Source organism: Collinsella sp. CLA-ER-H6 (assembly GCF_040092305.1).
GTDB lineage: Bacteria > Actinomycetota > Coriobacteriia > Coriobacteriales > Coriobacteriaceae > Collinsella.
In genome coordinates this window covers 98646-110804 of the sequence record NZ_JBBNLS010000005.1, presented here as the reverse complement: position 1 = coordinate 110804, position 12159 = coordinate 98646, and the positions used below count along the sequence as shown (strand labels likewise).

At 62.0% G+C, this 12159-nt stretch carries 11 protein-coding genes; 3 read left to right on the top strand and 8 right to left on the bottom strand.

Features of this window, described 5'->3' with window-relative positions; translation table 11 throughout:
- Positions 1–24: 24 nt before the first annotated feature.
- The 3 genes from rplE to yqeB all read right to left on the bottom strand — a co-directional run bounded on the left by rplE (position 25) and on the right by yqeB (position 2741).
- Positions 25–582, bottom strand: a complete 558-nt coding sequence (rplE, locus tag AAAX77_RS03470; RefSeq protein ID WP_006235260.1) for a 50S ribosomal protein L5 — start codon at positions 580–582, stop codon at positions 25–27.
- A 311-nt stretch (positions 583–893) separates the two neighbouring features.
- A complete protein-coding gene (locus AAAX77_RS03465; protein WP_349104797.1) occupies positions 894–1937 on the bottom strand; it encodes an XdhC family protein in 1044 nt (347 codons plus the stop codon).
- 9 nt (positions 1938–1946) lie between these two features.
- Positions 1947–2741, bottom strand: a complete 795-nt coding sequence (yqeB, locus tag AAAX77_RS03460; protein ID WP_035137452.1) for a selenium-dependent molybdenum cofactor biosynthesis protein YqeB — start codon at positions 2739–2741, stop codon at positions 1947–1949.
- A 102-nt stretch (positions 2742–2843) separates the two neighbouring features.
- Between yqeB and yqeC the strand changes: the two genes are divergently transcribed.
- Positions 2844–3578, top strand: a complete 735-nt coding sequence (gene yqeC, locus AAAX77_RS03455) for a selenium cofactor biosynthesis protein YqeC (protein ID WP_349104795.1) — start codon at positions 2844–2846, stop codon at positions 3576–3578.
- A gap of 109 nt (positions 3579–3687) precedes the next feature.
- On the opposite strand, the gene hydA is transcribed toward yqeC, so the two are convergent.
- The 5 genes from hydA to dpaL all read right to left on the bottom strand — a co-directional run bounded on the left by hydA (position 3688) and on the right by dpaL (position 9907).
- Complete coding sequence (hydA, locus tag AAAX77_RS03450; RefSeq protein ID WP_349104794.1) at positions 3688–5055, bottom strand: dihydropyrimidinase; 1368 nt, start codon at positions 5053–5055, stop codon at positions 3688–3690.
- 8 nt (positions 5056–5063) lie between these two features.
- A complete protein-coding gene (locus AAAX77_RS03445) occupies positions 5064–5678 on the bottom strand; it encodes a nucleotidyltransferase family protein (protein WP_349104792.1) in 615 nt (204 codons plus the stop codon).
- 151 nt (positions 5679–5829) lie between these two features.
- Positions 5830–7032, bottom strand: coding sequence for a knotted carbamoyltransferase YgeW (gene ygeW / locus AAAX77_RS03440; protein WP_055252229.1), 1203 nt, complete (start codon positions 7030–7032; stop codon positions 5830–5832).
- Positions 7033–7232: 200 nt separating this feature from the next.
- Positions 7233–8618, bottom strand: a complete 1386-nt coding sequence (locus tag AAAX77_RS03435; RefSeq protein WP_349104791.1) for a YgeY family selenium metabolism-linked hydrolase — start codon at positions 8616–8618, stop codon at positions 7233–7235.
- A 74-nt stretch (positions 8619–8692) separates the two neighbouring features.
- A complete protein-coding gene (dpaL, locus tag AAAX77_RS03430) occupies positions 8693–9907 on the bottom strand; it encodes a diaminopropionate ammonia-lyase (protein ID WP_217750831.1) in 1215 nt (404 codons plus the stop codon).
- A 277-nt stretch (positions 9908–10184) separates the two neighbouring features.
- Here dpaL and AAAX77_RS03425 point away from each other — a divergent pair, with 277 nt between their 5' ends.
- Both AAAX77_RS03425 and AAAX77_RS03420 read left to right on the top strand, forming a co-directional pair.
- Positions 10185–10838 carry a helix-turn-helix transcriptional regulator gene (locus AAAX77_RS03425; RefSeq protein ID WP_022094290.1) on the top strand — a complete coding sequence of 218 codons (654 nt, stop codon included), beginning with the start codon at positions 10185–10187 and terminating at the stop codon, positions 10836–10838.
- A gap of 123 nt (positions 10839–10961) precedes the next feature.
- Positions 10962–11948: a hypothetical protein gene (locus AAAX77_RS03420; protein ID WP_349104789.1), complete on the top strand. Its 987-nt coding sequence runs from the start codon at positions 10962–10964 to the stop codon at positions 11946–11948.
- Positions 11949–12159 lie beyond the last annotated feature (211 nt).

Below are 12159 nucleotides of genomic sequence, written 5' to 3'. Positions count from 1 at the left end.
ACGGCGCTTACAGGGCAGGTGAACCTATTTCTTGAACGGGAAACCGAAGGCGTCCAGAAGGGCCTTGGCCTCCTCATCGGTATTGGCGGTGGTCACGAAGGTGATGTCCATACCACGCTGGTGATCGACGGAGTCGAAGTCGATCTCGGGGAAGATGAGCTGCTCGGTGACGCCCATGGAGAAGTTACCACGGCCGTCGAAGCTCTTGGCGGAGATGCCGCGGAAGTCGCGGATACGGGGGATCGCGACGGAGGTCAGACGATCGAAGAACTCCCACATACGGTCGCCACGCAGGGTAACCTTGCAGCCGATCGGCATACCAGCGCGCAGGCGGAAGGTAGCGATGGACTTGCGGGCACGGGTGATCATCGGCTGCTGGCCGGTGATGGCGCGCAGGTCGCGCACGGCACCGTCGATGGCCTTGGAATCGGTAGCGGCCTCGCCGACACCCATGTTCACGACGATCTTCTCAAACTTGGGGATCATCATGACGTTCTCGTACTGGAACTTGTCCTGAAGCTGCTGCTTGACCTCGTTGTTGTACTTGGTCTTCAGACGCGGCACATACTTCTCTTCTGCCATTGTTCACTCCTTCTTGGGGTTTTAAGCACGGGGCGTGGCCACGATGGGTTGTCCTCGTGCCTCCTGGCTGCATCCGCGCCGCTCATGGCATTTTGCGGTTTGGACTCGACGCAGCAGGAGCCGACAAAACAATCGGTACTATACGCGTATTGGGTGCGTATTTCCAGAAAAACCTCGTCTGCCTGCACAACTCCACAACTCCCCCGCACAAATGGGTCCCAAAAAGCAGTTGCGGTGAAATAGGGACTGTTTGGCGGCCTAACAGGCTTAAACAGTCCGTATTTCACCGCAACTTATTGGTGGGGATGCGATTAGCGCTTGCGGGGGACGAGTTTGGTGCGGCGCAGGTGGATCATCTCGGCGGCGATGGAGATGGCGATCTCCTCGGGGTCCTCGGCCTCGATGGCAACGCCGATCGGAAGGTGCAGCTCGTCGATCTGGTCCTGTGTAAAGCCTTCCTGCTCCAGGCGGGCACGCACAAAGGCCGTCTTGCGGCGCGAACCCAGACAGCCCAGGTAGGCAGGCTTGGCGTGCATGGCCTGAATCACCACGTCGATATCGGACTTGTGACCCGCCGTGGCCACGACCACCAAGTCGCGCGGGCCGATGGGGCACTGCTTGCTCAGGTTCTTGTAGTCGACCAGACGACGGTCGTAGACACCGGGCACCCAATCGGGGGTCAGCGTGCCGGGACGGTCGTCGCACGTCACGACGGCAAAGCCCGCCGCCGTGAGCACCCGCGCCGTCGCGGCGCCCACGTGGCCGCAGCCAAAGATGTAGGTCAGGCCCTCGGGGCAGAGCGTCTCGATGTGCGCCGCGGGAATCTCAGAGGCCGCGTTGGTGTAGGTGACCTTACTCCCCTCCTCCACCAGCGAAAGCCCGGGACAGCCCGCAATGGTATGGCGCGATGCCTCGCCATGGTACTCGGCCACATCGCCCTCGAGCGCGCTCGCGATAAACGGCTCAAAGTCGATGACGAAGTCGCCGATGCGCCGATAGACCAAGACGTCGGCAATTTCCTGGAACAACGGTGCCTGGGTCGCATCCAGATGCAGATAGCACAGGCAAATGGCTCCGCCGCAGATCATGCCGGTATCGGAGTTCTCGCCGCCCATGGTGTAGCGGACCAGACGCGACTGTCCCGCGCTCAGGAGTTCGCGCGCCTCATCCAGCGCAAAGAGCTCAATCTTGCCGCCGCCGATAGTGCCCGCCTGGCTGCCATCGGCAAAGACGGCCATCCATGCGCCCACACCGCGCGGTGACGACCCCGCCGTGCCGGCCACGACCGCCAGCTCGCACGTCTCGCCAGCACGCAGGGCGGCAAGCGCCGCATTCACAACATCGAGCTTTTCCATTGCCGCCTTCTATCCTCTAAAGATATCGGTGAGCATAGCGAGTGCCTCGAGCACGCCGCCGCCGACCGACGTCGCCTTGTCCGAAATGTAGTTGATATAGCTGGCATCGCCGCGCGGATCGACATCGGCGCATTTAAAGCCCTCAGTCACCTGCACGCCGTTCGCCAAAAGCCCGCGCAGGCAGCCATCGATCTGTGTGCACATGGGCGTATCGTCCGCGTAGCCAATCACGTCTCCGGCGCTCACGATGTCGCCGATTGCGCGGTCGGACCGAAACACGCCGGCGGCGGGGCTGTGGATAACGCGCTCCTTGCCATAGCCGGCGATCACGCCCGGCACGCCCGTGTTGGGCTGGGGCGAGCCCTGGGTAATGACACGGCCCAAAAAATGCCCGCGCATGGTCTCGACCACGGCGTCGCAATCGACCGGCGCGGTAAAGCCCGGCCCCACGGCGATGACGGTAGGCGCCATGTCGCGCGTGGTGCCCAGGTTGCGCTTGGCCAGAATCGCGTCGACCACAGCCGCGGGTTTAAGCTCATCGAGCATCTTGGCCTGAGGGTCCACCACGACGGCAACATCCCCCGCTTGGGTAATCTCGAGCGCCTCTGCCGGCGTCTGCGCCAAGCGAGCGCGAATGCCCTCGACCTGGACCTCGCCCAGGCGAATAGCCTCGCAAAAACTGATTGTGCGGCGGATGCACGTGGGAACCGCGATATCGGCCATAACGACCGACACGCCGGCGCGCACCAAGCGAGCGGCGACACCCGTGGCGATATCGCCGGCGCCGCGAACATAAACGAGCATTCCCGGGGCACCTCCCTGTGCTACGGTTTGAGCAGAGCAAAAGCGGTTCGACCGCTACTCTGATGATTATTTATTATCACAGTATTATACGGCGGTGAACAGATGGAAACGGTTAGCGGCAATCTTGCCTCGGCGCTCAGGATCGAGCCGGGCATTACCGCGATTATCGGCAGCGGCGGCAAGTCGACGTTGCTCAAAACGCTGGGTCTTGAGCTCATGCGCGCTGGCGGCCGCGTGCTCCTCTGCACCACCACGCATATGCTTCCCGTTGCCGGCGTGCCATGGGACGGGTCGAATCGTCGCCTGGACGCCGCGCCTTGGAAGCCGGGCGCCTCACATGCTCCCGGCTGCACCTGCGAGGCCTGCGCGGGCCCTGCGCGCGGAAGCATCTGCCAAGCGGGTGTTCTGGACCCGGAGACAGGCAAGCTCTCCTCCCCCGCCGAGCCGCTCGGCGAGCTGGCACAGCGCTTTGACTACGTCCTGGCCGAGGCGGACGGCAGCAAGCGGCTCCCGCTCAAGGCCCACGCCGCCTGGGAGCCGGTGATTCCCTCTGGCACGGCCAACATCGTCTGGATCGTCGGCGCCTCGGGGCTCAGCAAGCCCATCAACGAAGCCGTCCACCGCCCCGAGCTCTTTTGCGAGCGTTGCGGCTGCGAGCCCACCGACACTGCCACCCCAGAGCGCGTCGCCATGGTGCTCAATGCCGAGCTGCAGATGCTGAACCTCAACAATGCCCGCATCATGCTCAACCAAGTCGACACGCTTGCCGACCCCACGATGGCCGACCGCTTCGAGGCAGCCCTCGACCGCCCCCTCATCGCCACCAGCCTCAAGTAGCCGGCCCCATCTCCTCAGTTGCGGTGAAATACGGACTGTTTGGCCGCACGACGGCCGCAAACAGTCCGTATTTCACCGCAACTGAGGAGGGGACACGGCATCTTTGCTGCTAGCGGGGGACGTAGCGGCCGGGCTGGGCTCCGGTGGGCTCGCCGTCGCGTGCCGCCAGCACGCCGTTCACAAACACGGCCTTGGCGCGGCCATGTGCCTCAAAGCCCTCGAGCGGCGTGTAGTCCACGGCCTGGTGCTGTGTCGCGGCGCTGATCGTCCAACGCGCGCAAGGATCCCACACACACACGTCGGCATCGGCACCCTCGGCAAGACAGCCCTTGCGCGGGTACATGCCAAACACGCGCGCCGGGTTCTCGCTCATCAGGCGGCAGAGGTCCTCGGGGCCCAGTTGCCCCTCAAAGCTCGTGGCGATCGCGACGGGACGATGCTCCACGCCGGGCCCGCCGTTGGGAATCGCGCGGAAATCGTCGCGCCCGCGGTCCTTTTGCCCGTGCAGGTTAAAGCTGCAGTGGTCGGTTGCAATAGTATCGATCTCGCCAGCCACAAGCGCCTCGCGCAACGCGGCACGGTCACCGGCATGGCGCAGCGGCGGGCTCATCACGTACTTGGCGCCCGCAAAGCCGTCCTCGCCCTGCTCCAGATAGCAGGTGTCGTCGAGCATCAGATACTGGGGGCATGTCTCGACATAGATGTTCTTCTGCCCGCGCGCTTTGGCAGCGCGAATGGCCTCGAGCCCCAGCTTGGTCGAAAGGTGCACCACGTTGACCGGAGCGTCCCCGGCCAAGTGCGCCAGATACAGCAGGCGGCTCACGGCCTCGGCCTCACACACGTCCGGACGGCTGAGCGCATGCCCCTCGGGTCCATGAATCCCCTGCTCGTACACGCGCTTCTGAAGTTCATTCACCAGCGTGCCGTTCTCGCAATGCACGCACAGGATACCGCCCAGGTGCTTGAGCTCCTCCAGCACCTCGAGTGTCTCGGCATCGTCCAAGCGCAGGTGGTCGTAGGCAAAGTAGGTCTTAAACGACGAAACGCCCGCCTCGCGCATAGCCGCGAGATCGGCGCGGTTGCGCTCATTCCACTCGGCGAGTGCCATATGAAAAGCGTAGTTTGCCGTGCAGGTGCCGTCGGCGCGGTGGTGCCACTCGGCAAGGGCATCGGGCATGGTCACGCCGCGGTCGGCCGTGGCGTAGTCCACGATGGTCGTGGTGCCACCGCAGGCAGCCGCGCGCGTGCCGGTCTCAAAGCTATCGGCTGTCCAATCCATGCCGGTCCAGCACTGCATGTGCGTGTGGCCGTCGATAAAGCCGGGGAACACCCAGCAGCCCGCGGCATCCTCGACGGTATCGCCCTCGGCCGGCTCAATCGCCGCGGCAATCCGCACAATCTTGTCGCCCTCCATGGCAAGATCGGCGCGGCGAAGCCCCTGTGGCGTCACGAGCGCGCCGTTTTTGATGATGATCATGTTGCTCCTTATCGATTCTTACACTTGGCCACGCGATCAAAATATGAGCAGGCCGCGATATGCTCCGCTATGCGTCGCTGTCCCTTGGCGGTATCGACATCCCACAGCTCATAGGCGCGCGCTTCGACCAGCGCAACGTCGACGCGGCCTTTGAGAATCGAGCCCCCGCCGTCCTTGCCCTCAAGACACATAAGTGCATCGAACAGTTCCGCCGGAAAGAGCACCGGGCTCGAAGGCTCACCGTTGCACGCCAAGCGCACCGGATGTTTGCGGCCACGCTCGTCAAACGCGCGAACCATGGCCTCAAAAGAATCCGAACTCACGAGCGGCTGGTCGCCCGGCAAAAAGAGGCAACCTTTCCAGTTGTGTTCGACTCCCCACGAAAGGCCCGCACGGACGCTTTCGCTGCGCAGCTCCCCATCGTGCAGCACGCACGGGCAATGCTTGTCCTCACAAATCTGGGCGACCTCGGGCCAACGCGTCGAAACCACGACGTCAAAGCCCCAGGGAACCGAATCGATGGTCCGGGCAATCAGCGGCTCGCCATAGATATCGGCAAGCATCTTGTTAGAGCCAAACCGCTTGCCCTCGCCCGAAGCCATAATGACGCATCCAAGTCTCATGGTGATACCTCCCCTGAAACCATCGTACCCATAACTCGCGCCGCGGGCATCCACATCGAAAGCGCTTATCCCGCACGCCCGCGATGTAAAAAAAGGGGCACCCCGCCGGTTGGCAGAGCGCCCCCTTTACATGGCTTACCTCAACCCGGCTTTAGGCCTGGAACCAACGGGCGGTGTTGCGCTCGTCGAGGGCCTTGAGGGTAGCGGCGGGATCGGCAACCTTCTGCAGGAACATCATGGCTGCGATGGCGTACGGCTTGTAGCTGGCCTCCTTGTACATGCCCACGCGGTGCATGTCGAAGACGTCGGCGTTGACCTCGCCGTGCTCACAGGAGACACCGGAGATGTCGGCGGGCAGCGGGTGCATAAAGATGGTGTCCTGGCCGTTGGCGGTCTTCTCCATGAGCTCGGTCGTGGAGCACCAGTCCTGATGTGTAGCGTTCTGAGCGAGCAGCTCCTTCTCGAGCGCAGCAATGCCGGCGTCGTCGCCCTCGGCGTACAGGTTGGTGCGCTTCTCCATGGCGGCAAACGGAGCCCAGCTCTTGGGGATCACGATGTCGGCGCCCTCGAAGGCCTCGGCCATGGTGTTGACCTGCTTAAAGGTGGTGCCGGACTCGGCGGCATAGCCCTTGGCGCGCTCGACGACCTCGGGCATGAGGTCGTAGCCCTCGGGGTGGGCCAGGGTGACGTCCATGCCAAAACGGGGCAGCAGGCTAATCAGCGACTGCGGGCAGGACAGCGGCTTGCCGTAAGAGGGCGAATAGGCCCAGGTAACGGCGACCTTCTTGCCCTTGAGGTTCTCAAGACCGCCAAACTCGTTGATGAGGTAGAGCATGTCGGCAGAGGACTGCGTGGGGTGATCGGAATCGGACTGCAGGGAGATGAGCGTGGGACGGTGATCCAGAACGCCGTCCTCGTAGGCCTGCTGCACGGACTCGGAGACCTCGGCCATGTAGGCGTCGCCCTTACCGATGTACATGTCGTCGCGGATGCCGATGACGTCGGCCATGAAGGAGATCATGGTAGCGGTCTCGCGGACGGTCTCGCCGTGGGCGATCTGGGACTTCTTCTCGTCCAGGTCCTGCAGCTCAAGACCGAGCAGGTTGGCGGCCTTAGAGAAAGAGAAGCGCGTACGGGTGGAGTTGTCGCGGAACAGGGAGACGGCCAGGCCCGAGTCGAAGATCTTGGACGAAACGTTGTTCTCACGCAGCTCGCGCAGGGCGTCGGCGACGATGTAGAGAGCCTTGAGCTCATCGGTGGTCTTGTCCCAGGTGTGCAGGAAGTCGCTGCCGTACATACCCTTAAAGTCGAGACCGTTCAGCTGCTCGACGAGCTCGGTAAACTTAGCGTCCATGGAAATGTCCTTTCTAAAGATGAAACGATCGCAATGAGTTGATGCGCTCCGGCATGCGCGTGTGGCAGAACATGCAGAGCACCATGATGAGGACCCGCCACCGTTGAGGAAGCATGGGAGATAACGACCGCGGGCCCCAAGTCAACAGGGGGTGCCGGGGACACGAGCGGCCCCCGGCTCAACAAAATCGAGGAATGGGACTAATCGATCTTGTTGTTGGTCAGACCGGCGCGGAACACGGTGGCGTCGCCATCGGCCTGGCTCGGATCGTAGAGGTTCAGGGCAGCCACGTACATGGCGGCAGCGGTGACCAGGTCGTCCTTGTAGGTGACCTCGTTGGGAGCGTGAGCCTGAGACTCGGCACCCGGGCCAAAGCCCACGCAGGGGATGCCGTAGCGGCCCTGGATGGAAACGCAGTTCGTGGAGAAGGTCCACTTGTCGCACAGCGGGCGACCGGTGCGCTTGTCCATGCTGGGCTCGCAGCCGATGCGCTCGTCACCAAACATGGCCTTGTGGGCGTCGACGAGAGCCTTGACGTGCGGAGCGGTCTCCTTGTTGATCCACGTGGGGAAGTAAGCCTCGGTCTCGTAGACCTCGCCGGTCCAGGACGGACGGTCGTACATGTACATGGAGACCTTCACGTCGTCGCCGTACTTCTTGGCGGCCGGCAGGTTGCGGATCTCGTCCAGGCAGGACTCCCAGGTCTCGCCGGCGGTCATGCGACGGTCGATGGAGATGGCGCAGGAATCGGCCACGGCGCAGCGGCTGGGGCTGGTGTAGAAGATCTGGCTGACGGTGCAGGTGCCGCGGCCCAGGAAGCGGGCATCCTCGAAGTGCTCGGGGTTGTACTTGGGGTCGAGCATCTTGACGAGGCCCTTGATGTCGGTCGACTCGTCGCAGCCGTTGTTGTTGAGGGCGCGGACGTCGGCGATGATGTCGGCCATCTTGTAGATGGCGTTGTCGCCGCGGTCGGGAGCGGAGCCGTGGCAGGAGGTGCCGTGAACGTCGACGCGGATCTCCATGCGGCCGCGGTGACCGCGATAGATGCCGCCGTCGGTAGGCTCGGTGGAAATGACGAACTCGGGCTTAATGCCGTCCTTGTTGTAGATGTACTGCCAGCACATGCCGTCGCAGTCCTCTTCCTGGACGGTGCCGACGACCATGATCTTATAGCCCTCGGGGATGAGGCCCATGTCCTTCATCATCTTGGCAGCGTAGGTAGCGGAAGCCATGCCGCCCTCCTGGTCAGAGCCGCCGCGGCCGTAGATGATCTCGTCGGTCTCGTAGCCCTCATAGGGATCGGCGTCCCAGTTCTCGATGTTGCCGATGCCGACGGTGTCGATGTGGGAGTCGATGGCGATGATCTTGTCGCCCTCGCCCATAAAGCCCATGACGTTGCCCAGGCCGTCGACCTTGACCTCGTCATAGCCAAGGCTCTCCATCTCGGCCTTGATGCAGGCAACAACCTCACCCTCCTCGCAGGACTCAGAGGGGTGGGAGATCATAGCGCGCAGGAAGCGAGTCATATCAGCACGATGAGACTCAGCAGCAGTCTTGATAGCGTCGAAATCGAGTTCTTTAGCCATTGTTCATAACCTTTCAAACGAAGGAATCTACCTGTGAGGTGGCGGAGCGATACCTATTTACTCCGCCCCAACGATTAGCAAGTGGGATATTCGCCTTCCCAAACAATGCGGCGATACTGGTCGGGATCCGTATCGCCCTCGGTGGAGAAGCAGAGCACGGAGCTCGTCTTGTCCAGGCCGATGAGCTCCTTGAGCTCGGCGTACTCGGGATCGAGCATGAGGGTCTCGACCAGGCCGGTGGTCACAGCGCCGGACTCGCCGGAAATGACGCGCGGGTCGCCCTTCTCGGGAGCGCCCAGGGTGCGCATGCCGCGAGCGGTGACCCAGTCGGGGCAGGACACGAAGGCGGTGGCGTGGTTGCGCAGGATATCCCAGCCCAGAATGTTGGGCTCGCCGCAGCACAGACCGGCCATGATGGAAGGCATGTCGCCGTCCACGATGCGCGGGTCGCCGTCGCCGGCGGCAGCGCCCTTGTACAGACAGGCGGCAGGCGCGCACTCGACCACGACAAAGGTGGGCGGGTTATCGGGATACAGGTTGGTGAAGTAACCCACCACGGCACCGGCGAGCGAACCCACGCCAGCCTGGACAAACACGTGGGTCGGGCGGTTGATGGCCATCTCGCGCAGCTGCTCGGCAGCCTCGGAAGCCATGGTGCCGTAACCCTCCATGATCCAGGACGGAATCTTCTCGTAGCCCTCCCAGGCGGTGTCCTGAACGATGACACCGCGCTCGCAGGCATCGGCCTCGGCGGCGGCCATGCGCACGCACTCGTCGTAGTTGACCTCTTCGATGGTCACCGTGGCGCCCTCGGCGGCGATGTTATCGAAGCGGGGCTTGGTGGAACCCTTGGGCATGTGCACGACAGCCTTCTGGCCCAGCTTGTTGGCAGCCCATGCCACGCCGCGGCCATGGTTGCCGTCGGTGGCGGTAAAGAAGGTGGCCTGGCCAAAGTCCTCGGCCAGCTGATCGGAGGTCAGGTAATCGAAGGTGCAGTCGGCAACGTCCTTGCCGGTCTCGTCGGCAATGTAGTTGGCCATGGCAAACGAGCCGCCCAGGACCTTAAAGGCGTTGAGGCCAAAGCGATAGCTCTCGTCCTTAACGCACAGGTTGGACAGGCCCAGGCGCGCGGCCTGGCCGTCCAGGCGGGCAAGCGGAGTGACGGTGTACTGGGGGAACGACTGGTGGAAGGCACGGGCCTTCTTCACGTGGTCGAGACTCATGATTCCCAAGTGCTTGTCATCGCTCTTGGGCATCGTGTTGCCCGCCCACTGGATCTTATCGGCCATACGGTGAACTCCTTAAGTCCTCTCTTGCCGGCCCCCGCATACGCGTTTCAGCCCGATCCCATTCACACGGCTGAACTTTTATGTGGATGCCAAACAAAAAGTTTGTTAGTAATGTTCTATCACACTTTTTGATTGGCATGCCTAACGAATTGTTTGTTGCCGTAATCGGTACTTTTTCGCCGCCGAACGGTCATGAATTGCCTTGTTGATGGATTTGTTTGCGGTCAAGTGTGGTTTATGGCAAAGTGTGCCCAAACTAATTTTTAGGAAGGCACCCATGACCCCCGCACAGATTGAGTTTTACAAGCGCCTCGCACACGGTCTGGCGCTCCAATTTGGCCCCAACTGCGAAGTCGTCGTCCACGATCTGGAGACCGAGGACGTGGACCACTCCATCGTAGTGATCGAAAACGGCCACGTCAGCGGGCGCAAACTGGGTGACGGCCCCAGCCATATTGTGTTTGAGTCCATGCACGAGGGCACCACCGACGTGCACGACCGCGAGCCATACCTCACCAAAACCACCGATGGCAAGCTGCTCAAGTCCTCGACCATCTTTATCCGCAACGACGAGGGCAAGCCCGTCGGCATTTTGGGCATCAACTTTGACATTACGCTTATGAAGGCTTTTGAGCGTTCGCTCGACGCCTTTACCGGCACCGGCGGCACGGGCTATACCGAGCCCGAGCCCATTACCAAGAACATCGGCGACCTGCTCGAGGACCTGCTGCACGAGTGCGAGCAGTTTGTGGGCAAGCCCGCGGCACTCATGACCAAAGACGAGCGCATTCGTGCCATTGGCTACCTCGACCGTCGCGGTGCCTTCCTCATTTCCAAGTCGAGCGAGCGCGCCTGCGAGTTCTTTGGCATCTCCAAGTACAGCTTCTATAGCTACCTCAATGAGGCCAAGGCGGCGGCCGGCGACAAGTAGGCACTCGCCTGGATTGCCCCTCCCCTTTTGGGCGCGAGTTCTGGAAAGCACGAATCCAAGACCGAGCCGCTTGGGAAGTTCCATATAATCGATGTCATTAGTATTTCGAAAGGATGGGACAGAATGGCGTTGAGCAAGGCATCATGCACCGGTCGCGGATTGAATCCGGCAATTGGTGGACATGTGCACCGCATGTTCGATGAGGGTGAAGACGACCTGTTTTCGCTGAGCCTTGACGACGTGATGGATGATCGCCCGTGGACCGCCGACGAACTCATGGGCGGCGGGGCTCGCCCGTCAAACCCCAATCCCGCGCTTGCGCCTAAGCCCGCATCTGCGCCGACTCCTGCGCAGTCGCCTGTTTCGGCGCCCGCGCCTACGCCCGCACCCACTTCGGCGCCCACGCCCGCTCCCCGCCCCGCAAGCGACCCGTCCGAGACGGCGGCATTTCTCGCTGCAGCGACGCAGGGCAAATCGGCCGACAGCACTGTTATGTACAGCGCCCAGCAGTTGCCTGTTCCTGCGGCACGCAAGCCTCCGGTCGCAAGGCTCGATGAGCCCGTTGTCCATCAGGTTGCCTACGATTCCTGGGCTGCAGCCGATCTGGATGAGACCTCTACCGGCATGCCGGCGCTCGACGTTCCAGTTAACCCGCTTTTTGCCGCCAACACGAGCGCCGCGGGCTATGAGGGCGGTGCGGCATATTCCGATTATTCCGATGGCTATGCAGACAGCGATCGCATCGAGACCGAGGATTATGGCACCGCATCGAGCGATTATCTCAACGATCCGTACGCTGCCACGCCCGCACCGGAATATGACCCGGAGGCCGCGTCCGCGCCGGCGTATACCAAAAGCACGGGCGAAGAGCGCTTCGCCGATTATTACGCCGAGGAAAAGGCGCTGCGTTTCTCGGAATTTCCGCAAGCAGTCAAGGTTGCCTTTATCGCCATTATCATTGCCCTGCTCGGTGTCATTGCGTTTGAAGGATTCCAGCTGTTCCGCGGCCCCACCCAAGCGGAGTCGGAGACCCAGCAAAAAGAGGACGATAACCAGTACCTGGACATCAACACCCTCAAGGGCGACCCCAACGACGGGGACGACGAATAGCGAGAGCTGAAGGCAGCCGCAGGATCTCGCATTCAGCACCAGCTTCTAAGTGCTGTTTTGTCATCCATCTACACTTTTCCGAAGTTTTAAGGTGCCTATTTCGACACTTTTCCGTACTTTTACACGGCTGATTTCGGCACTTTTCCGGACGAAAGCCGAATAATCACTTGGGAAACCAACGCCGTTCACGCGTCATTTCGCAGGCGGCGCT